Source organism: Oryzihumus sp., assembly GCF_054325275.1.
Map to the genome: position 1 here is coordinate 1 of NZ_JBTCWL010000001.1, position 24,175 is coordinate 24,175.

The 24,175-nt window shown below is 74.1% G+C and carries 21 protein-coding genes; 12 read left to right on the forward strand and 9 right to left on the reverse strand.

The features are described from left to right. Nucleotides 1-6: 6 nt before the first annotated feature. Nucleotides 7-471, reverse strand: coding sequence for a TspO/MBR family protein (locus tag ACXVGS_RS00005; RefSeq protein WP_458532847.1), 465 nt, complete (start codon nucleotides 469-471; stop codon nucleotides 7-9). Continuing rightward, entirely contained in the window at nucleotides 468-1,055 is a 588-nt protein-coding gene (locus ACXVGS_RS00010; RefSeq protein ID WP_458536488.1) for a DinB family protein, read from the reverse strand. The genes ACXVGS_RS00005 and ACXVGS_RS00010 overlap by 4 nt, the downstream gene beginning before the upstream one ends. Before the next feature lie 321 nt (nucleotides 1,056-1,376). Here ACXVGS_RS00010 and ACXVGS_RS00015 point away from each other — a divergent pair, with 321 nt between their 5' ends. The 3 genes from ACXVGS_RS00015 to ACXVGS_RS00025 are packed head-to-tail and all read left to right on the forward strand — an operon-like array spanning nucleotide 1,377 to nucleotide 4,001. Next, nucleotides 1,377-2,681 carry a class I SAM-dependent methyltransferase gene (locus ACXVGS_RS00015; RefSeq protein WP_458527931.1) on the forward strand — a complete coding sequence of 435 codons (1,305 nt, stop codon included), beginning with the start codon at nucleotides 1,377-1,379 and terminating at the stop codon, nucleotides 2,679-2,681. Further along, complete coding sequence (locus tag ACXVGS_RS00020) at nucleotides 2,681-3,487, forward strand: DUF1295 domain-containing protein (protein WP_458535315.1); 807 nt, start codon at nucleotides 2,681-2,683, stop codon at nucleotides 3,485-3,487. The genes ACXVGS_RS00015 and ACXVGS_RS00020 overlap by 1 nt, the downstream gene beginning before the upstream one ends. A gap of 49 nt (nucleotides 3,488-3,536) precedes the next feature. Continuing rightward, a complete protein-coding gene (locus ACXVGS_RS00025; protein WP_458527929.1) occupies nucleotides 3,537-4,001 on the forward strand; it encodes a peroxiredoxin in 465 nt (154 codons plus the stop codon). 75 nt (nucleotides 4,002-4,076) lie between these two features. On the opposite strand, the gene ACXVGS_RS00030 is transcribed toward ACXVGS_RS00025, so the two are convergent. Next, entirely contained in the window at nucleotides 4,077-4,379 is a 303-nt protein-coding gene (locus ACXVGS_RS00030; RefSeq protein WP_458527928.1) for a hypothetical protein, read from the reverse strand. A gap of 102 nt (nucleotides 4,380-4,481) precedes the next feature. Beyond that, a complete protein-coding gene (locus tag ACXVGS_RS00035; protein WP_458536489.1) occupies nucleotides 4,482-5,498 on the reverse strand; it encodes an LLM class flavin-dependent oxidoreductase in 1,017 nt (338 codons plus the stop codon). A 148-nt stretch (nucleotides 5,499-5,646) separates the two neighbouring features. On the opposite strand from ACXVGS_RS00035, the gene add reads away from it, so the two are divergent. After that, nucleotides 5,647-6,645 carry an adenosine deaminase gene (gene add / locus ACXVGS_RS00040; protein WP_458536490.1) on the forward strand — a complete coding sequence of 333 codons (999 nt, stop codon included), beginning with the start codon at nucleotides 5,647-5,649 and terminating at the stop codon, nucleotides 6,643-6,645. A 16-nt stretch (nucleotides 6,646-6,661) separates the two neighbouring features. Here the strand turns inward: add and ACXVGS_RS00045 are convergent, their stop codons facing one another. Both ACXVGS_RS00045 and ACXVGS_RS00050 read right to left on the reverse strand, forming a co-directional pair. Continuing rightward, entirely contained in the window at nucleotides 6,662-6,904 is a 243-nt protein-coding gene (locus ACXVGS_RS00045; RefSeq protein ID WP_458527925.1) for a DUF2795 domain-containing protein, read from the reverse strand. Nucleotides 6,905-7,198: 294 nt separating this feature from the next. After that, nucleotides 7,199-8,839: an alkaline phosphatase D family protein gene (locus tag ACXVGS_RS00050; protein ID WP_458535816.1), complete on the reverse strand. Its 1,641-nt coding sequence runs from the start codon at nucleotides 8,837-8,839 to the stop codon at nucleotides 7,199-7,201. 599 nt (nucleotides 8,840-9,438) lie between these two features. Here ACXVGS_RS00050 and ACXVGS_RS00055 point away from each other — a divergent pair. After that, a complete protein-coding gene (locus ACXVGS_RS00055) occupies nucleotides 9,439-9,834 on the forward strand; it encodes a hypothetical protein (protein WP_458535244.1) in 396 nt (131 codons plus the stop codon). Nucleotides 9,835-9,847: 13 nt separating this feature from the next. Here ACXVGS_RS00055 and ACXVGS_RS00060 read toward each other — a convergent pair whose 3' ends face one another. Beyond that, nucleotides 9,848-10,702 (reverse strand): LytR C-terminal domain-containing protein, encoded by an 855-nt coding sequence (locus tag ACXVGS_RS00060; protein ID WP_458532531.1) that lies wholly within the window; start codon nucleotides 10,700-10,702, stop codon nucleotides 9,848-9,850. 234 nt (nucleotides 10,703-10,936) lie between these two features. Here ACXVGS_RS00060 and ACXVGS_RS00065 point away from each other — a divergent pair, with 234 nt between their 5' ends. After that, nucleotides 10,937-11,944 (forward strand): anion permease, encoded by a 1,008-nt coding sequence (locus tag ACXVGS_RS00065; protein ID WP_458536491.1) that lies wholly within the window; start codon nucleotides 10,937-10,939, stop codon nucleotides 11,942-11,944. Further along, nucleotides 11,941-12,546, forward strand: a complete 606-nt coding sequence (locus ACXVGS_RS00070) for a DUF47 domain-containing protein (RefSeq protein ID WP_458527920.1) — start codon at nucleotides 11,941-11,943, stop codon at nucleotides 12,544-12,546. Before ACXVGS_RS00065 ends, ACXVGS_RS00070 begins: the two co-directional genes overlap by 4 nt. Before the next feature lie 89 nt (nucleotides 12,547-12,635). On the opposite strand, the gene ACXVGS_RS00075 is transcribed toward ACXVGS_RS00070, so the two are convergent. Further along, nucleotides 12,636-14,597, reverse strand: a complete 1,962-nt coding sequence (locus ACXVGS_RS00075) for an N-acetylmuramoyl-L-alanine amidase (RefSeq protein WP_458527919.1) — start codon at nucleotides 14,595-14,597, stop codon at nucleotides 12,636-12,638. Nucleotides 14,598-14,919: 322 nt separating this feature from the next. Here ACXVGS_RS00075 and ACXVGS_RS00080 point away from each other — a divergent pair, with 322 nt between their 5' ends. Beyond that, nucleotides 14,920-15,123 carry a cold-shock protein gene (locus ACXVGS_RS00080; RefSeq protein ID WP_141788164.1) on the forward strand — a complete coding sequence of 68 codons (204 nt, stop codon included), beginning with the start codon at nucleotides 14,920-14,922 and terminating at the stop codon, nucleotides 15,121-15,123. Between the two features lie 85 nt (nucleotides 15,124-15,208). Here the strand turns inward: ACXVGS_RS00080 and ACXVGS_RS00085 are convergent, their stop codons facing one another. Next, a complete protein-coding gene (locus ACXVGS_RS00085) occupies nucleotides 15,209-15,946 on the reverse strand; it encodes a hypothetical protein (RefSeq protein WP_458536492.1) in 738 nt (245 codons plus the stop codon). Nucleotides 15,947-16,156: 210 nt separating this feature from the next. Between ACXVGS_RS00085 and ACXVGS_RS00090 the strand changes: the two genes are divergently transcribed. From ACXVGS_RS00090 to ACXVGS_RS00105, 4 genes are all read left to right on the forward strand, one after another. Next, a complete protein-coding gene (locus tag ACXVGS_RS00090; RefSeq protein WP_458527917.1) occupies nucleotides 16,157-16,621 on the forward strand; it encodes an NUDIX hydrolase in 465 nt (154 codons plus the stop codon). 103 nt (nucleotides 16,622-16,724) lie between these two features. Beyond that, nucleotides 16,725-20,057 carry an ABC transporter transmembrane domain-containing protein gene (locus tag ACXVGS_RS00095; RefSeq protein ID WP_458531275.1) on the forward strand — a complete coding sequence of 1,111 codons (3,333 nt, stop codon included), beginning with the start codon at nucleotides 16,725-16,727 and terminating at the stop codon, nucleotides 20,055-20,057. 144 nt (nucleotides 20,058-20,201) lie between these two features. Next, the gene (locus tag ACXVGS_RS00100) at nucleotides 20,202-22,202 is read left to right on the forward strand and encodes a hypothetical protein (protein ID WP_458536493.1); all 2,001 of its coding nucleotides are present in this window, start codon (nucleotides 20,202-20,204) and stop codon (nucleotides 22,200-22,202) included. Between the two features lie 13 nt (nucleotides 22,203-22,215). Beyond that, nucleotides 22,216-24,171 carry a serine/threonine-protein kinase gene (locus ACXVGS_RS00105; protein WP_458534249.1) on the forward strand — a complete coding sequence of 652 codons (1,956 nt, stop codon included), beginning with the start codon at nucleotides 22,216-22,218 and terminating at the stop codon, nucleotides 24,169-24,171. Nucleotides 24,172-24,175: the final 4 nt, after the last annotated feature.

Genomic DNA, 24,175 nt, shown 5'->3' on the forward strand with positions numbered 1-24,175 from the left:
GCGAGCTCAGCGGTTGCGGCGCCAGATGGCGGCGTTCAGGGCGGTGGCGAACAATCCCCACGCGGCGTACGGGGCCAGCGCACCCGCCGCACGCGCATCGCGGCGGCGAGCCTGGTCGACCAAGGCGAGGTTGAGCCCGTCGAGGACGGCGATGGCGGCCAGGCCCTGCCGCGGCGACCTGCCCTTGAAGAACACCCAGCACCAGGCGGCGTTGGCGGCGAGGTCGGCGGCCACCAGGGCTGCGAGCCGGCGGCGGGTGGCGGGGTCGGGCTCGGCGTCGATCATCCGGGCCGTGCCCCACGCGATGAGGCCGTAGAGCGGGGTCCACACCAGAGGGAAGGCGACGGGCGGAGGCTGCCACGGCGGCTTCTCCAGCGAGCGGTACCACCGTGACTCAGGGTCCGTGCCGAGGCTGCCGATGAGCGCCGTGGCGGCCGAGGCCAGCGAGGTGGCCAGCAGGGTGCGCCTCATGGCCGACCCGTCTCGACCGGCGGGGTCCATGGCTTCATCCAGGGCGTCTCCGGCCAGCCCTCGGCGGCGGCCATGAGGGGGAAGGCCGTGGCCCCGTCGATCGACTCGCGCACGATGTCGGCGTGGCCGGCGTGACGCGCGGTCTCCTGGATCAGGTGGAGCAGCACCCAGCGCACCGACCACGCCTCGACGTCCTGGGGGAACCAGGGCGAGTCCCGCGGCACCGGCACCGGTTGGCCCAGGTCGCCGACCTCGGCGATCGCCGCCTCGGTCTCGGTGGCCACCGTGTCGTAGAGGTCAAGGGCGTCCTGCAGCGTCTCGTCGTGGGCGAGCCGGAAGTTGGCGGCGTAGTCCTCACGGCCGTAGGTCTGCGGCACGTCGCGCACCCGCTCGTTCCAGATCCGTTCGGCGGTCGCCACGTGCTTGATGATGCCGCCGATGCTGAGGCTGCTCGCGGTCGGCGTCGCCCGTGCTTGCTCGTCGGTCAGCCCCCATGCGGTCAGGCGCAGGACCTGGCGCATCTGCGCGAGGTAGGCCATCAGGCCGTCGCGCTCGTCGGTGATGGGTCGGACAGTCCCCGGCATGGCACACCCCGTCCTCGTCGATGAATGCTGCCGTGCCTTCGATGCTGGCACTCACCACCGACCGCAGCCACCCGTGCCGACAGGTGCGGTGGCCGACCGCAGGCGGCTCAGGCAGCCCGGGCGCTCAGGAGCCCGGCCCTGGCGCCGCGCGCCCGAGGGAACGGCACGGCATACCGGCCAATCCGCCCGGAGGGCGGCTCCGAACCACCGGTGCGTCGCCGGCACTCCCTGCCGCCGCGCCCGCGCGGGCGTGCTCAGGCAGGATGGCGGCGAGGGCGGCCGGGACCTCCGGTCGACGGCGACCAGCAGGAGGAACCGCACGTGACGACCACGCAGACCCGCCCCGCCGCGCAGGTCGACGGCAGCCGTTCGATCGCCCGCAGGCTCGGCGAGCTCGTCGAGCCGATGTTCGGCGGCGAGCTGCCGCTCCGACTGCGGACCTGGGACGGCGCCGAGCACGGTCCCGCAGACGCCCCCGTCATCACCGTCACCTCGCCGGATGCCTTGCGTCGCCTGCTGTTCCACCCCGGTGAGCTCGGCCTGGCGCAGGCCTACGTCACGGGTGAGATCGATGTCGAGGGCGACGTGCTCGACGGCTTCCGCCGGGTCTGGCGCACCGCCCGGGAGCGCAGCGTCACGCCGCGCCCGACGCCCGCGCTGCTGCTCCAGGCCGTTCGCACCGCCCGGGAGCTCGGCGCGATCGGCCGTCCGCCGGTGCCGCCGGCCTCCCAGGCCCGGCTGCGCGGCCGGTTGCACAGCCTGGGCCGCGACCGGCAGGTCATCGCGCACCACTACGACCTGTCCAACGACTTCTACGCGCTGATCCTCGACCCGCACATGGCCTACTCCTGCGGGTACTGGGCCAGCGACGACCCGTCCTACACGGTGCAGGACGCCCAGCGGGACAAGCTCGACCTCGTCTGCCGCAAGCTCGGCCTGCGCGAGGGCATGCGGATGCTCGACATCGGCTGCGGCTGGGGCTCGCTGACCCTGTATGCCGCGGAGCACTTCGGCGCGCACGTCCTGGCGGTCACCCTCTCCGCCGAGCAGCGGGCGTTCGTCCAGGCGCGGGTCGACGAGCGCGGCCTCGGCGACCGGGTCGAGGTCCGGCTTCAGGACTACCGGGAGGTGCCGGAGACCGGCTTCGACGCGGTCACCTCGATCGAGATGGGGGAGCACGTCGGCAGGGAGAACTACCCGGTCTTCACCGGGCTCATCCACAGCCGGCTCAAGCCCGGTGGCCGGGTGCTGGTCCAGCAGATGTCGCGCAAGGGCCACCACCCCGGTGGCGGCCCGTTCATCGAGGCGTTCATCGCCCCCGACATGTGGATGCGCCCGGTCGGCGAGACCGTCGACCTCCTCGAGCAGGCCGGCCTCGAGGTCCGCGACGTGCACGTGATGCGCGAGCACTACGTGCGCACCATCCACGCCTGGTACGCCACCCTCGAGGAGCGCTGGGACGAGGTCGTCGCCATGGTCGGCGAGGAGGTCGCCCGGGTGTGGCGCCTCTACATGGTCGGCAGCGCGCTGTCCTTCGAGGAGAACCGCATGGGCGTCGACCAGATCCTCGCGGTGAGGCCGAGCGCCGGCGGCGTCAGTGGCATGCCGCCGGTGCGGACCTGGTGATGGCCTTCCCCTGGGGGGCGTTCGCCGCCGCGCTGCCGTTCACCGTCGTGGCTGTCGTCGTCGTCCTCGGCGTGACGCTGCTCGTCGCCCTGCGCCTCGGCAAGCACGCCGTGGTCGACGTGGCGTGGGGGCTGGGCTTCGCGGCGGTGGCACTCACGGCATACGCGCTGTCCGCGGGGGAGGGCGACGCGGGGCGTCGCCTGCTCGTCACCCTCCTGACCGTGGTGTGGGGCGCGCGCCTCGCCATCCACATCGGGCGCCGCTCCCGCGGCCACGGCGAGGACCCCCGGTATGCCGAGATGCTCGCCAGCGCGCCGGGCAACCCCACCTGGTATGCCGTGCGCAAGGTCTACCTGACCCAGGGCGCGGTCATGTGGTTCGTGTCGCTGCCGGTGCAGGTGGCCTGCTTCGAGCCGGCGCCGCTCGGGTGGGTCGCCTGGGCCGGTGCCCTCGTCTGGCTGGTCGGCTTCTTCTTCGAGACGGTCGGCGACTGGCAGCTGACCCGCTTCCGCAACGACCCGGCCAGTCGGGGCCAGGTGCTCGACACCGGCCTGTGGCGCTACACCCGGCACCCCAACTACTTCGGCGACGCGTGCGTGTGGTGGGGTCTGTCCGTCATCGCGTTCAGCACGTGGCCGGGCGTCCTCACGGTGCTTTCGCCGGTGGTGATGACGTGGCTGCTGGCCAAGGGCACCGGCAAGCCGCTGCTGGAGAAGGACATGTCCTCGCGCCGTCCCGGCTACGTGGACTACGTCAGGCGGACCAGCGGCTTCGTCCCGCTCCCGCCGAAGAAGGGCGCCGTCTGAACGACGGCGACTCCCCGCCCGTGCACCTGTATGAGAGGAAGGCCCGAGCATGAAGACCCTGAGCGTGGGCGACCAGGCCCCCGACTTCGAGCTGCCCGACCAGGACGGCACTCCCACCCGGCTGAGCACCCTGCTGCTCGACGGGCCCGTCGTGCTGTTCTTCTACCCCGCCGCCATGACCGGTGGCTGCACCCAGGAGAGCTGCCACTTCCGGGACCTCGCGGCGGAGTTCGCCGCCGCGGGCGGCCAGCGCGTCGGCATCAGCCGCGACGAGGTGTCCGCGCAGAAGCAGTTCGCGGACACCCACGGCTTCGACTACCCGCTGCTGTCCGACCCGGACGGCACGGTCGCGGCCGGGTTCGGCGTGAAGCGCAAGCTGGTCTCCTACGTCAAGCGCGCGACGTTCGTCATCGACACCGACCGCACGATCCGCGAGGTGGTCAGCAGCGAGACCAACTTCACCACCCACGCGGACACGGCCCTGGAGGCACTCAAGGCCCTCCAGCGCCGCTGAGGTGAATCCCTGACTGAACGGCGAAGGGCGCCTCACCGATCGGTGAGGCGCCCTTCGCGTGAGGTCTGGGGGGTGTCAGCCCGCGACCGTCGCGCCGTTCTGCGGGGCGATGCTGAACTGCACGGTGCCGGACTCGTCGACGGCGGCGTCGAGGATCTGCTCGCCGAGGGCCACGGCCGCGGTCTCCTCGAGGTAGACCTTCGCGCCGCCCTCCTCCACGACCTGGTCACCAGGCTCGGGCGCCTCCACGGGGGCGACGTCCAGGCCCTGGCCGCCGGCGACGTTGGGGCTGAAGCGCAGACCGGCGCTGTCGGCGGAGCTGGTCTGCTCGGTGATGGCCTTGACGATGGTGCTGGCGTTCTCGGTGAGGGTGAGCACGAGCTCGCTCTCCGTTCCGTAGCGTTCGGGGACCACTCCACCGTTTCGCACATGCCGGAATGACACAAATCGGACCCCGTCGGGTCCGCCGTGGCGTCCCTCTCAGTCCCGCAGGCCCGCGACGCGCGCGAGCAGGTCGTAGGACCGCCGCCGCGCGGCCGGGTCGTGCACGTTCGTGGTGACCATCAGCTCGTCGGCGTCGGCGTCCTTGGCGCGGCGCTGCAGGGCTTCCCAGACCACGTCGGGGGTGCCGACGGTGGCGAACCGCGAGAACGCCTGGGCCACCTGCTCCTCCTGCGCGGTCCACGGGTGTGCGGCGGCCTCCTCGGGCGAGGGCAGCGGCCCCGGGCGGCCCTGGCGCAGCCTCACCATCGACAGCGCCGCCGCCCGGCCCAGTACCTGCGCCTCCTGATCGGTCTGCGCCACGATCGCCGCGACGGCCAGGATGGCCCGCGGGGCGTCCGGGTCGCCGGGGCGACCGGAGGGGCGGAAGCCCTCGCGGTAGAGCCGGATCGCCTCGGCCGGGTCGGCCTCGCCGAAGTGCCCGGCATAGGCGAAGCCCGTCCCGTAAGCCGCCGCGGCCTGGGCGCCGTACAGGTTGGACCCGAGGATCCACACCGGCGGCAGGGCCGCGTCGGTGGGCTGGGCGACGACCGGCGCGAACGGGTGCTCGTCGGGGAAGCCGTCGACGTAGCCGAGCAGCTCGGAGTACTGCTGCGGGAAGTCGTTGGCCGCCAGCGCCTCCCGGCTGCGGCGCAGCGCGAACGCGGTCAGCTGGTCGGTGCCCGGCGCCCGGCCGAGGCCCAGGTCGATGCGCCCGGGGTGCAGGCCCTCGAGGACGCGGAAGGTCTCGGCGACCTTGAGCGGGGCGTGGTTGGGCAGCATGATCCCGCCCGCACCGACGCGGATCCGCGAGGTGGCCGCGGCGACCGTCGCGATCATCACCTCGGGGGCGCTGCTGGTGACGCTGGCGATGTTGTGGTGCTCGGCCACCCAGAACCGGGAGTAGCCGGCGGCCTCGGTGCTGCGGGCCAGCTCGACGGTCTCGTGCAGCGCCTGCGACGGCGGGCGGCCGGAGGCGACGGGGGACAGGTCCAGGACGGAGAGCGGGAGGGTCACGCGAGGGGGCAACCGGCCGCGGGCACCTGTTGTTCCCCGGAGGTCGGTTCCCATCACGTGTATGCCGCGCGCCCCGCCCGTGGCCTGCGCGGAGGGCGGCGGCGGTGGCCTGCGCGGAGGGCGGCGGCGCACGAGTAGGGTCCGCGGCGTGCGCGACCTGACCCTGCTACCCAAGGCCCACCTGCACGTCCACCTGGAGAGCACGGTGCGCTGGAAGACACTGCGCGAGATCGGTGATGCCAACGGCGTCCCGGTGCCGGAGCACCTGGCCGCAGGTCGCACCCGCTTCGCGGACTTCCGGGACTTCGCCGACCAGAACGCGCTCGTGCGCGCCTGCCTGCAACGGCCCGAGGACTTCACCCGCATCGCGCGGGAGTTCTGCGAGGACGAGGCCGGTGACGGCACGGCATACGCGGAGGTGACCTTCACCGCGGCGGCGCACGGTGAGCGGCTCGGCGACCCCTCGATGCCGCTGGAGGCGGTCCTGGCCGGCCTGCGCGAGGGGGAGGCGAGGCACGGCGTCACGACCGGGGTCCTGCTGGACCACTCGCGGCGGCGGCCGGTGGAGCGGGCGAGGCGCACCGTGGACCTCGCGCTCCGCCACCGCGACGACGGCGTCCTCGGCTGGGGCGTGGCGGGGGAGGAGAGCTACCCGCTGGCGCCGTTCGAGCCGCTCGTCCGGGAGTCGGCCGAGGCCGGCCTGCACCTGGTGCACCACGCGGGCGAGGCCTGCGGCCCGGACAGCATCCGGGAGGCCATCGGGGCAGGGCGGGCCGAGCGGCTGGGGCACGGCATCCGGGTGCTGGACGATCCGGGGCTGGTGGCCGAGGTCCGCGACCGCGGCATCGCGCTGGAGGTGTGCCCGTCCTCCAACGTCGGGCTGGGACTCGTCCGCGACTGGACATCCCACCCGTTGCCCCGGCTGGTCGACGCCGGCTTGCGCGTCACCCTCAACACCGATGTGCCCTCGGTGCTCGGGGTGAGCCTCAGCCAGGAGTATGCGCGGGTCCGCGTCACCTTCGGGTGGAGTGACGACCAGCTCGCGGACCTGGCGCGCTCCGGTGTCGACGCGTCGTTCGCTCCGGCTCAGCTGCGAGCCAGGATGCACGCAGGCATCGACGCGTGGGCGTCGATGCCTGCGGGGTGAGCCGGGTGGCCGGCGGTCAGTTGCGGCCCAGCGTGGGTGCGGCGACGGTGTCGAGGTAGCCGGCCACGTCCGCGGCGCTGTTGAAGCGCCGGTCGTAGGGGAGCTGGTTGAGCTGCCACAGCACCTCGCTCGGGGTGCGGCGGCGCAACGCCAGCACCATGAGGTCCTCGGCGGTGACCGGGTAGTGGACACCTGTCAGGATCCTCGCCAGGTCCTCACGGGAGCTGGACCTCGAAGCGCTCTGCTGAGTCTGCAGCATGTCGTCTCACCTTCGCCGTCGGTGCCCCTCTGGTTACCCACGAAACGGACATCTCAACCGGGGCGGCCGGGCATCCGGCGCAGTCGAGCGTCGCGGGTCGTCGGGGCGGTGTCCCTACCGTCCCAACGGCCCACACGATGCCGTAGTGCCGAAGGTCCCGACCATCGGCCGAACGGACGAGGTCAGCCTCGCGCGGCGGGGTGAGCGCCGGGTGAGCGCGGGGTGAGCGCAGGATGAGCATGCAGCGTCCGGCGGGGGAGCCCGCCGTCCCCGGACCACGGGGTCAGGACGGCGTCAGGACAGGGTCAGCTCGCTCACCGCGCCCAGCACCGGCCCCGCCTTCGGGTCGTGGCGGGTCTGCTCGAAACGCACCCCGGCCGAGCGTCCGTGCAGGGTCAGCGTGGCGATCTGGTCCCCGAAGAACGGCCCGCACAGGCGCCGCCACTCGATCGGTACCGCCGGGACGTGCGAGACCCGCTTGAGCAGGAACCGCACCGACTTCTCGGTGGCCCGCCACCAGGTGACCCGGAAGACGACCTTCATGAACCACGGCACGTAGTTGTGCAGCGGCGAGCAGGTGAGCTGGTAGACCGCGCTGTCGAGGTCTCGCGGGAAGTCGGCCTGCGCGGCATACGCGTGGTGGACGTCGCCGGAGAGCACGCAGATGGTGGCCGGCGCGCGACCGCTGGGTGAGGTCTCGCCCCGGCCGACGCGGGCGAACAGGTCGGTCAGCCAGTCGAAGGACTTGCGGAACGCCGCCCAGTGCTCGAGGTCGGCGCCCCGGCGTGCCTTCTCGCCCCAGCGGGCCAGCCGGCGGCCCTGCACCCCGCTGGCGAGTCGCTCGTCCCAGGACTCCACGTCGTGCAGGGCGCGCGGCAGCAGCCAGGGCAGGGACGTGCCGACCAGCAGGTGGTCGTAGTCGCCCTGCACCTGCTCGGCCACCCAGGCGAACTCACGCTCGGAGAGCATGGAGCGGGCCTCGCCGTCGAGCACGCGCCCGCACCGGGAGTCCAGCACCACCAGGCGGACCGGGCCCAGGTCGCGCCGGAACGACCACTGCGCGCCCTTGTGGCCGTCGGCCTCCTTGTCGGCGGCCGTGGCGAACTCGCGCAGCAGCTCCTCGGCGTCACCCTCGTGCGCCCGCACCTTCTGGTAGAGCGTCTCCTGCTCCAGTCCCTGCGGCGAGAGGTTGCCGAGGTGCTGGTAGACCCAGTACGACGACAGGCCACCGATGATGCGCTCCTGCCACCAGTCGGTGGCCTGCATCTCGCGGCGCCAGGACCCGGAGGTGTTCCAGTCGTCGCGCACGTCGTGGTCGTCGAAGATCATCGAGCTGGGGATGGTCGAGAGCAGCCAGCGCACCTGCGGGTCCGACCACGACTCGTGGTAGAGCCACGTGTACTCCTCGAAGTCCCTGACCTCCAGGCCCGGCGCCTGGTCGGGGTCGCGGCGCTCGCGGATGCGTTGCTGCGTCGCCTCGGAGGTCTCGTCGGCGTAGACCTGGTCGCCGACCAGCAGCAGCGCGTCCGGCCAGCTCTCGACCGGCAGGCGCATCATGCGGCGGGCATAGGCGTCCAGCGCGTCCGGGGCGAAGTGGCTGTCGTCGCCGACCGCGTCCGGGGTGGCGTAGCGGCAGGAGCCGAATGCCAGCGTCACCTCGCGGCCGGGGGACAGCGTCCGGATGCGTGAGGGCGGGTATGCCGTGTCGGCCGGTGGCCATGCCACCTCACCGTCGAGGGACACCTGGTAGTCGGTGACCGAGCCGGGTGCCAGGCCCTGCACGGTGACCACGGCGTAGTGGTGCCCGGCGACGGTCCACGTGCGCTCGGCGTGGCCGAGCACCTCGACGGTGCATGGCGCGTCGGTCTCGACCCAGACGGTGGCGTCCTCCTCGCCGACGTGTCGCAGCAGCGGGCCCAGCAGCAGTCGGCTCATGGCGTAGGTCTACCACCCTGCAGCGGGTGCCGGCCGTTCCCACGCGTCCCGGCGGGCTACACCCGCGAGAGCCGGGTGTCATCACCCCTGCGGCTCCGGCATCGGGGCGAGCCGGCACTGGTGCTCGAGGCCGACGCGCGCGACGGTCCCGGGCCACACGGTCGAGGGAAGCGGCCTTTCCCCGCGGCCGCCCGTCCCTCACGAGGCACCTCATGGCTGGATCCCCACACCCCCTGCGCGCCCCCGCCGTCCTCGGCGCGGCGGCCCTGCTCCTGGCAACCGGCACGATGGCGCTGGCGGCCCGCGTCCCGCAGACGAGGTCCGCGACCCTCGTGGCCGCCTCCCCCTCGCCGGGGGCACCGACCGGGGGCAGGACAGGCGGCACGGCATCGGCCACCGCGGTGGCGCCCACGAGCGCCCCGACGCCTACCGCGACGGCACCCGCCCGTACCACCCCACCGGTCCGGCGGCCCACCCCGGCGCCACCGACGGCCCGGCCGGCCGCGAGACCCACCTCGAGACCCGCGCCGCGACCCCGGCCGAAGCCGAAGCCGACCCTGCGGACGACCTCCGCGCCGGCGCCGGCCGGCGTGGCGGGGGTGCCCTCGGCCCTGCGCTACGCGGTCGGGCGGATCCCGGCATACCGGCCCGGCGTGGTGTCCGCCTGGGTCTGGAGTGACCGCTACGGCCACTACGGCGCCACGAACCTCGCCACCCGTGAGGTGACGATCTCCCCGCGCGTGCCCACGGGCATCCTCTACTCGGTGGTGGTGCACGAGTACAGCCACGCGCTGGCGATCTGGGTCTACGGGAGCTCCGCCGGCGCCGACGTCGCGCTCATGCGCACCTTCGGCGGCTCGGCCGGGACGGCGCGGGAGCGGGCCGCAGACTGCATGGCCATCGTGCAGGGCGCGACCTGGACCAACTACACCTCGTGCAGCAGCGGCCTGTGGCGCGAGGCGGCGCGGGTGCTGGTGTCCGGGCGACGCCTGTGACGGCCTGGCGGGCTCAGCAGCCGGGGCGGGTGACCATCGGGGTCGGGGCCTTGGGCGGGGGCGGCACGGCGGCCTGGGCCGCCGGCACCAGCACGGTGTAGGCGTTGCCCAGCACGAGGTCCACCGTGGCGCCGGTCCGGGGCAGGAGCACCATCTTGGCGTCCTGGACCTGCCGGGCCAGCAGCCGCGCGGCCGGCTCCCCGTCCTCGCCGTAGCGGACCTCGGCCGTACCGAGCACGACCCGGGTCGGGTCGTTGCCCACCTTGGCGACGTGGAAGCCGCGCGTACGCACCTCGGCGGCCACGGTGCTGGCCAGGCCGGTGCGGAAGGTCGTGTTGAGCACGTTGACCGTGACCTTGCCCGGAGCCGGCATGGGCAGCGGCGGCGCCGGCTTGAGCGAGCGGAAGTCCGGACCGAGCACGAGGTCCACCCGGGTGTCGGTGCGCGTGTCGTTGACCAGCCGGGCATCGGCGACCAGCCCGGCCACCAGGAGCGCGGCGTCCAGCCCCTTGTCGCCGTAGCGCACCTCGGCCGGCGCGCGGACGACGCCCTGGGCGGGGTCGTTGGCGACCTTGCCGATGCGGAAGCCGCGACGCGCCAGGACCCTGGAGGTGTTGTGGGCCAGGCCGGCCCGGTCGCTGCCGTTGTAGACGTTGAGGACGAAGCTGGCCGGTCGTGGGGCCGGGACGGCCACCGGGGTGCAGGTCTGTCCGGCCGCGATGGCCGAGGGGCGCCAGCCGCTGTAGTAGGCGGCCGAGTAGCCGAAGGCGAGGACCATGAGGGACAGGACCGAGACCAGGACGACGGTGTGCCGGCGGCGCAGGCGGCGGCTGCGCAGGGCTCGTGGGGAATCCTCGATGTCGTCCACCGGTCCACCCCCTCCCACACTTCCCGAGCGCGCGCCATCCTCTCCGATGATCGCGCGGCGCGCCTGTCCGGGTAGGGACTTCCGGGCAACGAAGTGGTTGCGGTTCCACGGATCGGACACCTTGGAGGCGCAGGCCCCGGCCCGCCGGAGGCCGCTGTGGTCCCCGTGCCGCGAACCGGCTGTCTCACCCGTCCACCTGATGTGCGCGGCCTCGACCGGGTCTTGACTGGTCCCATGCAGTGGGCCCTGGTCCTGGTCGTCGTCCTGGCAGTCGCCTTCGACGTGTCCAACGGGTTCCACGACTCCTCCAACGTCACGGCGGCGATGGTCGCGACGGGCGCGGCGACCCCGGGCGGGGCGGTCATGCTGTGCGCGGTGTTCAACCTGCTCGGCCCGGTCATCGCCGGCACCGCGGTCGCCGACACCGTGGGTGGGATCATCAAGGTCAACCCTGCGAGCACCCTGGGCATCCTCGTCGCCGCGTTGGGCGCGGCACTGACGTGGAACCTGCTCACCTGGTGGCGCGGGCTGCCCTCGTCGTCCTCCCACGCGCTGGTGGGTGGCCTCGTGGGCGCGGCCGTGGTGGACTCCGGGGCCTCCGCGGTCAGCTGGGGCGGCCTGGACGGCCTCCGCCCGGTCGGGGTGTGGGGCGTGCTGATCGGGCTGGCCATCTCCCCGCTGGTGGGAGCCGTGGCCGGGTGGGCGGTGGAGCTGCTCGCCCGGCGGGCCCTTCGCCGCGCACGGCAGACGGTGCAGAAGCCCATCCTCCGCTCGGAGTGGGTCACTGGTTCGGCACTGGCGTTCTCCCACGGCACGAACGACGCCCAGAAGACGATGGGCCTGATCACCCTGGCGCTGGTCGTGTCCGGGCAGATCCACGCCTTTGTGGTGCCCCCGTGGGTAAAGGTCGTCTGTGCCACCGCCCTCACCGTCGGGACGGCCCTCGGGGGCTGGCGGATCGCCAGCACCATCGGCCGCGGCATCTACCGGATCCGCCCCCTGGACGGCCTGGTCAGCCAGGGCTCGAGCGCCGGGGTGATCGGCGTGGCGGCGTTCCTGGGGGCGCCGGTCAGCACCACGCACGTCGTGGCGTCCTCGGTGGTCGGGGTCGGCACGGCACAACGTCGACGGCACGTGCGCTGGCCGGTGGTGCAGGAGATCCTGCTGGCCTGGCTGGTAACCCTGCCCTCTTGTGCCCTCATGGGCGCCGTCGGCGGGCTGGTGGCCCGGGAGCTCGGATGAGGCGGCACTGGTTCCTGCCCGAGACGCCCGACGTCATCGGCACGCTCTCTCGCCAGGCCGAGGTCACCGTCACGGGCCTGACCGCGATGGTGGCGTGGGCGTGTGGCACCGGCACGGGGGCGCCGGTGCGCGAGGCGGAGCACCAGGCGGACGCCATCCGGCGGGAGCTGTCCGGGCAGCTGCGCGTGGCCTTCAGCACCCCGGTGGACCAGGAGGACCTGTTCACGCTGTCCGAGCGGCTGGACATGGTCCTCAACACGGCCAAGAACGTGCTGCGCGAGGCCGAGGCGCTCGAGCTGGAACCGGACCCGGCACTGGCCGACATGGCCGCGATCGCCCTCGACGTGCTGCGGGAGCTGGCAGCTGCCCTGCCGTCCCTGGCGGCCGACCCCGACGCGGCCACGGCGCACGCCGACGCGGCGGTCGCGGCCGAGCGGGGGATGGAGAAGCGTTACCGCGCCGCGATGCACGACTCCCTGCGCAACACCGACCTGCAGACGTCGGTGAACCGGCGCGAGATCTACCGCCGCATGCTCGAGCTCGGCGAGGCGGAGGTCCGGGTGGCCGACCGGGTCTGGTACGCCGTGGTCAAGGAGGGGTGAGGCGGGCATGCAGGGGACGACGAAGGGAGCGCACCGCGATGGTGCGCCCCCTTCGTGTGCTGTCGTGCCGGCTGGTCAGACGGGCCGCCTCAGCGGCCGACCACGTCCACGTCCGCGGCCCGAACGTAGGCCACCCGGTGCCCGAAGGACACCTCGTAGTAGCGGTCCTGGCCCACGATGTCGACGTGGTCGCCGGGGGTGTCCGGCGAGAACGTCTTGGCCTTGTAGTAGTCGGTCGGCACGGCCGCGTCGGTGAGCACGTATCGCTGGCCCGGCGCCATCGAGTACTGCAGCGGCACCACCGCCTGCGGGGTCTCCCCGGCCGGGTAGGCCGACGCCTCAGGGTAGGCCCGGCCGTAGACCGGCACCGAGGTGCGCCCGGCCTTCGGGGTCACGAGCAGGCCCCCGACCGTGATGGCCGTGCGCTCGTGGGTCGGGTTGAGGAACCACGCCTTCTGCCCGAGGTACCAGATGGCGGTCCAGTCACCCGAGCGGCCGGCCACGGCGTACTCCACGCCGGCGGTCGCACGGGCCCCGATGTCGGCGACCTCCGTGGTGCTGGGGCTGCCGTCGGGGTGCAATCCGGTGTCGCTGACGAGCGGGGAGGACGCGTCGGGAGCGGTGTGCAGCGGGACGAAGTTGGTCCCCTGGGCCGGGCACGGAGCCCCGGCCGTGGTGCACCCGGTCACCGGCTGGATGTTGTTCTCGAAGCCCGGCAGGATCCGCACGACGTCGTGGCCGGGCGCGCCGTGACGGGCCGAGAGCGGGGCGCCCATGAGGGCGAAGTAGTGCTCCCAGTCCCAGTACGGGCCCGGGTCCCAGTGCATCCCGGCCACGGTGGACGGCGTCGTCCCCGGCACCTGGTCGTGGCCGATGATGTGGGCCCGGTCGCGCGGGATGCCGTACTCGTCGGTGAGGTGGCGCACCAGGCGGGCGGAGGCGCGGTACATCGGCTCGGAGTACCAGGTGGCGCCCTGGGCCGCGAAGCCCTCGTGCTCGATGCCGATCGAGTGGGCGTTGACGTACCAGTTGCCGGCGTGCCAGCCGACGTCCTTCGGGTCGAGATGCTGGTCGACCTGCCCGTCGGAGGAGCGGACCGTGTAGTTCCACGCCAGGTAGGTGGGGTCCTGGACGAGCTTGAGCGTGGTGTCCCAGCTGGACTCGGTGTCGTGGATGACGATGGTGGTCAGCCGCGGCGACACCGGCCGGTGGGCCACGTCGTGGTTGCCGTAGTCCCCGGCGCCCGGCCCGTACTGCGCGTAGGGCGCGGGCACCCAGGCGCAGCCGAGGCCCGGCGGGCAGTCCAGGCGCGGGTCGGTGCGGGGGGCCGCCAGGTGCAGCCGGGTCACGTCCGCGCGACGGGGCGTCGAGCGGGTCGGGGGGAGGCTGACGGCCTGCCCGTCCGCGGTGGTGCGCGCCGCGCCCGCGGCCAGCACGGCATACACGTCGTCGGCGAACGTGACCGCGGTGTCCCGCTCGGGCGAGCCGCTCGCGTCGGCGACGGTGGCGTACCACGCGCCCGGGTCGGAGGAGGTGCCCGTGGGCAGGCCCAGGGCATGCTGCTTGTCGGCCAGGAGCGCGGCGCCGCCGAGGATGTTGGCCGAGGGGTCGTCACGTAGCACCTGCGGGCTCACCCCCAGCAGGTCCGAGGCCCGCCCGAGGGTGTCCGCGGCCAGGCGGCGCTCGCCGCCGGCCGGTATGCCGTCGCGGCCGTCGCGCTCGAAGGCCGCCCCGTCGACGAGGTGCATGGGTCCGTAGCCGCCGTCGGTGCTGTGCTGGCCGGCGTGGCCCTCCCAGCGGGTCCAGGAGTACGAGACCGCCTCGAGGACGGACTGCGGAACGCCGAACTGCGTTGCGGCGCGGGCGAAGGCGTCCTCGCGGGCGTGTGGCCCGGAGGACGGTGCGGACGCCGGGCCGGAGGGGGATCCTGCGGCCGGGACGGCGGGGCTGGCGGTGGCCGGGCCGCCGGGGGCCAGCGCGAGGGCGGCCGCGAGGGCGGACACCGCGCCGAGGGCGGCGGCCCGCCCGGACGCTCTGCGGGGGATGGTCATGGAGTGCCTTCCGGGAGGTCGACGGGACACGCTGCCCGGAGTCAACCACTGGCGGCGCAGGCTCGCTCGTCGGAGGATTCTGCCAAGACGTTGCCATGCCGCTGCCAGGCGACCTCGACCGCGGCGCCGGCTGGGGTTCGGGACCCAGCGGTGCTACGGTGGTGGTGGTTGACGTTGCAGTTCCTCTCAGGACGAGCCCGCCTTGATCGGCGGGCTCTTTTCGTAGGGCCAGCACTTCGGTGCGCGGCCGTGGGTGTTGCACCAGCCAGGAGCTCCCCGTCCGGGGACGGCTCCATCGGCTAATCAGGAAAGAGTTACTCCCATGGCACAAGGCACTGTGAAGTGGTTCAACGCGGAGAAGGGCTTCGGCTTCATCGCTCAGGACGGTGGCGGCCCCGACGTCTTTGTCCACTACTCCGCGATCGAGACCAACGGCTACCGCTCCCTCGACGAGGCGCAGCGGGTCGAGTTCGACCTCGCCCAGGGCCCCAAGGGTCCGCAGGCCGAGCGGGTTCGCGCGCTCTGATGCACCGGCCGTCCTTCGGCGGCTGAGCCACGAGGCCCCCGTCCCTTCGCAGGGACGGGGGCCCCGTCGTGTCGTGGGCGCCGCCTCAGCGGCCTGCGGTCGCGGGCGACGGTGAGGTGGTGGATCGGCGTCGCCGGCCGACGCGGCGGCGGGCGTTGGTGACCTCCCGCTCCATCGAGGCCAGGTCCGCCAGCCGGGTGGCCCGGGCCCGAAGCTGGTCGCTGAGGGCCTGGTAGTCGGGGCTGAGCACGGTCAGCGGCCCCCGGTCCTTCAGCGTGGCGAAGATCCCGTCGTTGCTCACCACCATCACCCGCAGCTGCCGGGCCGGGATCGCCTTCGCGGCGTCGAGCAGGACGTGGTCGGCCAGGTCCTGCCCGTCGTCGACGGCCCGGGCGTGTTCGATGAGGTCGCCGAGGTGGGGCCGCGCCCGGCGCACCGCGTCGTGCTGGCCCGCCATCGTGACGTGGTCGAAGCGCCGCGCCAGCGCGGCGAGCGCGGTGATCCGGTCCTGCCAGCGCACCCGCCCCGCGCGCAGGTTGTCCAGGTCCACCAGCAGCAAGGTGGGGGCGACGGAGGCGGCCCAGACCGGGTCCTGCTCGACCCACAGGCGCACGGCCTCGCCAAGGTCGGTGACGTCCTTCGGTGGTGCTGCCGCTGGCGCCGCCGCAGCCCGGCCGGAAGGTCGGGTGCTGGAGCCGCCCGCGGGTCGGGGCCGGCTCGGGGGACCGGTCCGGGGCTCGGGCCGGCCGGCGGGCAGCCGCGCCGGCGGGACCAGGATCCAGTCGTACTCGTCCCACTCGGGGGCTTGCCCACCTAGGCCCATGCGTGCGCCATCGACGTGTCCACGGGACCAGCATCCCGCATGGGCCCGGCCGGCGCGCGCATCCCTGCACCGCGCGTCCCTGCACGGCGCGTCAGTGGCCGGGCGCGTCGGTGACCCGCCGTCGCTGCCGGCCGCAGGGCGCGGCGACCCGTCCCGGAAAGTCAACGGGGGGCATACCCCTGCCGGTGGCCGGTGGTCGATGATGGGTGGGTGCACGGCGACGGCAACGGCTGGACCTGGTGTGCCCACGGCCACCGTCACTGGGGCGTGCACGGCGCGGCCGGGTTGATGCTGCGCAGCCTGGACGCCCAGGGTGAGCCGCGGATCCTCATGCAGCACCGGGCCTCCTGGACGGCCCACGGCGACACCTGGGGGCTGCCCGGTGGTGCCCGCGACAGCCACGAGAGCCCGCACGAGGCGGCGCTGCGCGAGGCGACCGAGGAGACCGGCATCGTCGCCGGCGCGGTGCAGCTCGTCGACGAGCTCGTCGACGACCACGGCGGCTGGTCCTACGTGACGGTCGTGGCGCAGGCCCCCCACCTGCTGGCCGTGCGGCTCAACGCCGAGAGCGCGGCGCTGCGCTGGGTCCGGGAGTCGCTGGTGGACCAGCTACGGCTCCACCCCGGCTTCGCCCGCACCTGGCCGCGGCTGCGGGCACTGGGCCGGGCGGGATGACCGGGCGGCGCTGATGCGCAGGCGGGGCGACCGGGCCGGCCGCGGGGACACCCGCCGGACCGTCGCGCTCTTCCGCCGCTACGCGGGCACGCAGGGTCGCTCCATGCTCTTCGCGGTCGTCCTGCTCACCCTCGAGGCGCTCACCGCCGTCGCCCTGCCCGCCCTGATCGGCACCCTGATCAACGTGCTCAAGGACGGGGCCCGCTGGCAGCTGTTCTCCTGGAGGCCGGCGGCAGGCTCCACGATCGTGGTGCTGGCAGGCGCGATCGTCGTCGTGACCGCCGTCAACAGCCTGTCCGACTCGATGGCCGAGATCTCCCTGGCCAAGGCCGGGCGCACCCTGGGCTACAACCTGCGGGCGGCGATGTTCGGCCACCTGCAACGTCTTTCGCTCGCCTTCCACCTGCGCCGGCGCACCGGCGACGTGCTGAGCCGGATCACCAGCGACGTGCAGGCGCTGGAGGAGTTCGTCTGCGACTCGGTCAGCGACCTGCTCGGCAGCGCCCTGCTGCTGACAGGGACGATGGCCTACCTGCTGTGGAAGTCCTGGCGCATCGCGCTGCTCGCCCTGGTGGTCGTGCCGGTCCTGGCCCTGATGTCCAACGCGTTCGCCCGACGGATCAAGGAGGCCTCCAAGGAACAGCGCGCCCGCGAGGGCGACCTGGCCTCGACCGCGCAGGAGATGCTCTCCTCCATCAGCGTGGTGCAGACCTACGGCCGCGGCGACGTCGAGGAGCGCAAGTTCGCCAGCGAGAGCAGCTCGGCGATGGCGGCGATCCTGCGCACCGCCCGGCTGGAGGCGCTGTTCAGCTTCACGGTGAGCATGCTCGAGGCGGTCGTCATCGCCGCGGTCGTGCTGATCGGCAGCCGGCTGGTCGGCGCCCACGTCATCGACGCGGGCCTGCTGGTGGCGTTCATCCTGCTGATCCAGGGGATGTTCAAGCCGACCCGCCGGATCATCAAGGAGTGGAACACCGTCGGCAAGATCTATGCCAGCGTCGAGCGGATCTCCGAGCTGCTGGAGCGCAAGCCCGCAGTCGTCGACACCCCGGACGCGGTCGAGGCCCCGCCGCTGCACGGGCACATCGAGTTCCGTGACGTCAGCTTCGCCTACCAGCCGATCGGCGACCAGGACGGTGACGACGCCCCGCTGCGCACGGCGCTGGACCAGGTGAGCTTCACCATCGAGCCCGGCGAGGTGGTGGCCCTCGTCGGGCACAGCGGCGCCGGCAAGAGCACCATCGCCCAGCTGCTGCCCCGGCTCTACGACCCCCACGCGGGAGCGGTGCTCTTCGACGGCCACGACATCCGGGCCTTCACCATCGCCTCCCTGCGGGCGCAGATCAGCATGGTGCTGCAGGAGACGGTGCTGTTCACCGGCACGGTCGCGGACAACATCGCCTACGGCCGGCCGGGCGCGAGCCGCGAGGAGGTCGTCGCCGCGGCGAAGCTGGCCAACGCCCACGACTTCGTCACGGCCATGCCGCAGGGCTACGACACCGCCCTCGGCGAGCGGGCGGCCACGCTCTCGGGCGGTCAGCGCCAGCGGCTGGCCATCGCCCGGGCGTTCATCCGGGACACCCCTGTGCTCGTGCTCGACGAGCCGACCACCGGCCTGGACGCCGAGTCCACCCACCTGGTCGGCCAGGCGCTCGCCGGCCTGGTCCGTGGCCGCTCGACCGTGATCGTCTCGCACGACCTCAACCTCATCCGCGACGTCGACCGGATCCTGGTCATCTCCGCGGGCCGGGTCCTGGAGGAAGGCACCCCGGCGGACCTGCTCGAGCGCGGCGGCCTGTATGCCGACCTCTACGTGCGCCAGTTCGGCCAGGCGATGGGGGTGGGCGCGGCGACGGCCGACGGCGCCGGCCGGGTCGAGGAGTTCGAGGCGGCCCTGGACGAGGCGGTGCCGCTGCCCGCGACGGTGGAGACGTTCCGCCGGCTCACCGGCCGCGCAGTGGCACCCGTCGGCGTGGCCCTGGAACAGAGCGACCTCGACCCGTTGCGCGCGCCGGCGCTGGGCCGGGCGCTCCCCGGGCTGACCGAGGCACTCGACCCCGACGCGATGGGGCCGCGGCTGCAGTCCCTGCTGCGCGAGCCGTGGGCGCTGGACTGGTGCACCCCCGGCAAGGCGGTCGTCGAGCCCCGCGCCGGCGCCACCGTCCGCTACCGCGTCGGGCTGCGCCACGTCGCGTCCGGCCACACCGTGGAGACCCTCGTCGGCGGACGCGTGTTCGCCGCACCCGAGCTCGCCCAGCGCTGGCACGCCGCGACCGTCCCGTTGGTGGAGCAGGCCGCCGGGCACCAGGACCTGGCCCCCTTCGCCCGGCCGGCCGCGCTGGTGCCGGAGCTCTCGCTCGTGCTGCACGCCTTCCCGGTGGACCCCGACCTGCCCGGTCTGGTCGGGGCCACGGACGTCGCCCGGCTGACCCGGGCCCTGGAGCCGGGTCTGGCCGCGTCGCTGGACGGCCTGGGCCTGGAGGGGTGCCGCACCGGGGTGGTGCAGTACGCCCGGCGTGGGCACGCCGTCCTGCGCCACGAGCTGGTCTGGCGGATCGGGCCGACCCGACGCACGGTCAAGCAGGTCGTCTACGGCCGGGTCGACGCCGACGACCGTGGCCGCCTCGTCGGCCGGGTGGCCACCGCCCTGCGCGGGCACCTCGAGGCAGCGGGGGAGGCGGCGCACCCCTTCCTCGTGCCCCGGCTGCAGGGACAGGCCCCCGACCTCGGCCTGGTCCTGCTCGAGGCGCTGCCCGGGACGCCGTTGCTGCCCGGGCTGGTCCGTGCCCAGCACGCCGGCGCGCCCGCGCCGGGCCCGGGGGAGCTGACCGTCGAGTCCGCCACGCGGGCCAGTGCGCGGATCGCGGCGACGTGGCACGCCTGCGGCCTGCGGCTGGGCCCCACGCGCACCCTGCGTGGGGACGTGGACGCCCTGCGCGAGGACCTCGATGCGGTCGCCCCGCTGGCGCCGGCCCTGGCCGCCCGGCTGCAGACCCACCTGTCCGCGGTGCTGGCGCTGGGGATGGGGGAGGGGCCGGCCGGGTTCGCCCACGGCGACCTGACGCCCTCGCGGGTGATCTTCGACGGGCCGATGAGCAGCGTCGTGGACCTCGGGCACACCTGCACCGCCGACCCGGCCCTGGATGTCGGGCAGTTCGTCGGGCACCTGGCGGTCACCACGCGCAAGGCCCGCGCGGTGACCGGCGCGGGGGCGGCTCCCACCGGTGAGGACCCCGAGCGGCTGTTCCTGGAGACCTACCTGGCCACCGACCCCGGCGGCGCGGACGCGCTGCTGGCCCGCGTCACGGCATACCGGCAGGTGTCCCTGGCCCGGCTCGCGCTGCGCAGCTGGTGCCAGCTCAAGCCCGACCGGCTGGGCCTGGCCCTGGCGGCGCTGGAGGCGCCCCTGCCGGCCGACCTGAGGGTCCGCGCCTGAGGGCTGAACCGGCCTAGTCCGAAACACGTATCCACTTGTGGTGCAAGGGGTTCAGCGGTGCGTTGACACCCCTCGGCAACGGGTTTTGGATGGTTTGGTCCGCCGTGGACACCGGGCTGAGCCGCCACGTCGAGCGGAGCTGTCATGACCGGCCGCAGGTCTCGCTACATCTACGCAGGGGTGGCGGTGGTCCTTGCCCTGGTGCTCGGGCCGGCACCGCTCGCCTGGGCGCACAAGCACCCGACGCCGACCGAGCGGGCCGCGCCGGCCGTGGTTTGGGTCGAGGCCCGGGCCCAGGTCGAGGTCGCCCTGATCGAGCACCGGCCGGTCGGTGACCCCTCGGGCGTGCACATCGGGATCATCCAGAGCGTCTGGAACCCGGTGCTCGCCTCGGCCAGCGGCTTCGCCGTGGACCCCTCGGGGGTCGTCGTCACCACCGGCGCGCTCGGTGCGGCCGACCTCACCCGGGCCGAGGTCTACGCCGTGAACCAGGCGTTCCTCAAGCAGTACGGCAGCGCGGCTCCGCTCCCGGCTGACCCGTACTCCCGCCACCACATCGGGCCCGCCGGCGACCGCACCGAGGAACGGCTGCAGGCCTGCTACCCCGGCGGGCAGACCAACGACGCCGGTGGCTGCGTGGTCCGGGCCACGTGGGACTTCCGCGTCTACCCCTACGTCACGTCACAGGCGAGGTTCGGCGCGTTCCCGGCCGAGGTCATCGGCAAGCCCACTCCCGACGTGACCGTGGTCCGGGTCCGGGGCGCCACGAGCATGCCGACCGTCGACCTGGGCCGGTCGACCTCGGGTGCGCAGGCGCTGTCCGCGCTCGGCTTCACCGGCGTCCCCCGCCCGGGCAACCCCCTGCTGGCGCTCAACACGCACCTGGCCACCGTCGGTGGCACGGGGCTCAAGACCACCGGGCTCACCGCCGAGGACCTGTCGGACGCGCTGCGGCTCGGCCGGCTCGTCCCCGCGGGGCTGACCGGTGGGCCGGTGGTGGCCGAGCAGGGACAGGTGATCGGCCTCCTCGTGCCCCCGAGCGGTCCCGCCAGCGCGAACCCGTCCGCGGCCAGCCCCTCCGACATCGCCAGCAGCACCCCGACACCGGCCACGGAGAGCGCGACCACCGCTGCCAGCCCGTCCGCCTCGGCGTCTGCGTCGCCCAGCCCGGGCGGCACGGCGACGCTGCCGCCCGCTGCCACCCCACGCCTGGTCACCGCCGCGGCCATCACGGCCGCGCTGCGGGCCGCGAGCATCACCCCGCACCGCGGGCCGGTCGACACCTCCTTCGAGCAGGCCATGCACCTGTTCAAGAACCGCGGGTATGCCGGGTCGATCCCGGGGTTCCGCAACGCCCTCGCGCTGTTCCCGGGCCACTACCTCGCCACCCAGAACCTGGCGATCGCCACGAAGCTGCGCGGCAGCTCGGTCAGCCAGCCCGGTCAGCTGCCGGGCCAGGCCGCCGCGGACACCTCGACCTCGGTCTCGCCCTGGCTGGTCGCCGGGCTGGTCCTGCTCGGGCTGGTCCTCCTGGGGCTGGTGGCCTGGGCGGTGCTGCGTCGACGGCGCGCGCCCGGTCCGTCCACCCCGGTGGCGCCTGCGGCGGCCGCACCGCAGGGGACACCTCCGGCGCCGGCGATGGCCACGGCCGGGGTGGCAGGCGCCGCGGCCGGCAGCCCGCGTCCGGGCGCTGCGGGTGGCGCAGGGCCCGCCGGCGCGCGCCCCAGCGGCGCGGCAGCCTCACGACCCCTGTCGGGGCCCGGCGCACCCCGGCCCGGCGCCCAGCCCTCGGGGCCCGTGCCGCCGCCGACCGCGCCCTCCCCGGGGAGCTCTCCGCCGGCACAGGCCGGCCCGCGACCGGCACCCGCCGGCGCTGCCGTGGGCGGCCGTCCTCCCGGGGCCTCGGCCGTGCGGCCCGGGGGATCCGGCCCGGTGCCGTCCCCGTCGGGCCCCGGCCCGGTGCGCACCCCGGCGTCCGGACCGGCTGGCCCACCCTCGTCCGCCTCCGGGCCGGGACGGCCGCCCGCCTCGGCACCCGCCACCCCGGGCGGCGGCGCCCGGACGCGCAACTTCTGCACCACCTGCGGCGGCCGGCTCACCCCGGGCGACCGGTTCTGCGGCTGGTGCGGCCAGCCCGTGGCGTGACAGGGGAGTCGAGATGACCGAGCAGACGACCGGGTCGGTGATCGCCGGCTACCGGATCGAGTCGGTCATCGGCCGAGGCGGGATGGCGACGGTGTACCGAGCGGAGGACACCCGCCTCGGCCGCAAGGTCGCCCTCAAGCTGCTCTCCACGGCTCTGGCCGCCAACGAGCAGTTCCGCCAGCGCTTCATCCGCGAGTCACGGCTGGCGGCCTCGCTCGACCACCCCAACATCGTGCCGATCTACGAGGCCGGTGACGCCGACGGCGTGCTCTTCATCGCCATGCGCTACGTCGTGGGCAGCGACCTCAAGGACCTGCTGGCGCGCGACGGCGCGCTGGACCCCGAGCGCGCGGTGCGTCTGTTCACCCAGATCGGCGACGCCCTCGACGCGGCGCACGAGCTCGGCCTGGTCCACCGGGACGTCAAGCCGGGCAACATCCTCATCACGCACACCCACGAGCACGGTGACCACGTGACCGCCGAGCACGTCTACCTGACCGACTTCGGCCTGACCAAGCGGACGTCCTCGCTCTCCGGTGGGCTGACGGGCACCGGCCACTTCCTCGGCACGGTGGACTACGTGGCCCCCGAGCAGATCCAGGGCAAGCCGGTCGGCCCGGCCGCGGACATGTATGCCCTCGGGTGCCTGCTCTACGAGTGCCTCACCGGCCGCGTGCCGTTCCGCCGCGACGACGACGCGGCGGTGCTGTGGGCGCACCTGATCGAGCCGCCGCCGCCCCCGTCGGTCCTGCGTCCGGAGCTGCCGACCGGGGTCAACGCGGTGGTCGCCCGGGCCATGGCCAAGTTCCCCGAGGAGCGGTTCGCCTCCTGCCACGAGATGGTCCGTGCGCTCGCCGACGCGGTGCGCGAGCCCGGGGCGGACAGCGAGGGCGCAGCGGGGGCCCTCGGGCCGGTGGCAGGGGCCCAGCAGACGCGCTGGTCGGGGGAGCGTGCGGTCCCTGACGTGCCGGTCGACATGCCGGCCGACGCTCAGGCCGGTGTGTCAGCAGGTCCGGTCGGGGCCGCCGCGGCGCCGGACGTGGACGAGGCCCTCGGGAAGGTCGGTGACCAGGCGGCCGCACCGGCCGGGGAGTGGGCGCAGGCTGGTCCGGGTGAGGACTGGGCGGAGGCCGCCTGGGCCGAGCAGGTGCAGGCCAACGACGCGGACGCCGCGGCGGCAGAGCAGTGGGGCTGGGACGGGGAGGGGACGAGCTGGCCTCTGGAGGAGGAGCTGGTCGCCGGCGAGGTCGTGGGAGCCGAGGCGCCCGGGGCTGAGGAGCCGGCCGCCGGAGCCGCCCTGGCAGCCACACCACAGGCCGCAGGCCAGGCGCCGCCCGCGAGCCGGACCCGTCGCTGGCTGCTCCCGGTGGTCGCCGGGCTCGTGGTGTTCCTGGCCGTGCTGGGCTTCCTGCTGGTCCGCCTCACCGGCTCCGGCGGGCAGGACCTCACGCGGACCTACCGTCCCGGCAACAGCACGGTCCCCCTGACGATGCGCTACCCCGACGCCTGGTCGGTGCGTGAGAGCCCGGGCACCTCCGCCGTGGTCGCGGCACGCCCGGACGTGGCCGGTCCGGTCTTCTTCGGCGAGGGCAGCGACGGGGGCTGGACCGCCATGGGCCGGCTGATCGGGAGCAACCCCGGCGACGCGGTGGGCGCCTACCTGACCTCGGGCTTCACCGCGGTCGACCCGGCCTCCCCGACGTTCGGCGACACCGTCATCCAGAGCCTCCCGCCGGGCACCCAGCTGCTGCCGGGCCGGCGCACCGTGACCGTCGCCGGGGTCCCTGCTGTCGAGCTCACCGGGGTGGCCGCGTCGCCGGCGGGCGGGGCCAGCCTGAGCCTGCTCGTCGACGTGGTGCAGACCCCGCAGGGCGACCAGGTCCTGCTGGCCTTCTTCGCGCCGCAGGGGGAGATGAACGCCCAGCGCGCACTCTTCGACCGGGTGCGGGCCTCGGTGCGGCTCGGCTGACCGG

Coding starts and splice junctions, on each gene's coding strand:
- ACXVGS_RS00085 (WP_458536492.1), bottom strand. CDS start 15,946: ATGGGCCTAGGTGGGCAAGCCCCCGAGTGGGACGAGTACGACTGGATC.
- ACXVGS_RS00010 (WP_458536488.1), bottom strand. CDS start 1,055: ATGCCGGGGACTGTCCGACCCATCACCGACGAGCGCGACGGCCTGATG.
- ACXVGS_RS00105 (WP_458534249.1), top strand. CDS start 22,216: ATGACCGAGCAGACGACCGGGTCGGTGATCGCCGGCTACCGGATCGAG.
- ACXVGS_RS00050 (WP_458535816.1), bottom strand. CDS start 8,839: ATGAGCCGACTGCTGCTGGGCCCGCTGCTGCGACACGTCGGCGAGGAG.
- ACXVGS_RS00025 (WP_458527929.1), top strand. CDS start 3,537: ATGAAGACCCTGAGCGTGGGCGACCAGGCCCCCGACTTCGAGCTGCCC.
- ACXVGS_RS00080 (WP_141788164.1), top strand. CDS start 14,920: ATGGCACAAGGCACTGTGAAGTGGTTCAACGCGGAGAAGGGCTTCGGC.
- ACXVGS_RS00095 (WP_458531275.1), top strand. CDS start 16,725: ATGCTCTTCGCGGTCGTCCTGCTCACCCTCGAGGCGCTCACCGCCGTC.
- ACXVGS_RS00100 (WP_458536493.1), top strand. CDS start 20,202: ATGACCGGCCGCAGGTCTCGCTACATCTACGCAGGGGTGGCGGTGGTC.
- ACXVGS_RS00070 (WP_458527920.1), top strand. CDS start 11,941: ATGAGGCGGCACTGGTTCCTGCCCGAGACGCCCGACGTCATCGGCACG.
- ACXVGS_RS00065 (WP_458536491.1), top strand. CDS start 10,937: ATGCAGTGGGCCCTGGTCCTGGTCGTCGTCCTGGCAGTCGCCTTCGAC.
- ACXVGS_RS00020 (WP_458535315.1), top strand. CDS start 2,681: ATGGCCTTCCCCTGGGGGGCGTTCGCCGCCGCGCTGCCGTTCACCGTC.
- ACXVGS_RS00005 (WP_458532847.1), bottom strand. CDS start 471: ATGAGGCGCACCCTGCTGGCCACCTCGCTGGCCTCGGCCGCCACGGCG.
- ACXVGS_RS00075 (WP_458527919.1), bottom strand. CDS start 14,597: ATGACCATCCCCCGCAGAGCGTCCGGGCGGGCCGCCGCCCTCGGCGCG.
- ACXVGS_RS00045 (WP_458527925.1), bottom strand. CDS start 6,904: ATGCTGCAGACTCAGCAGAGCGCTTCGAGGTCCAGCTCCCGTGAGGAC.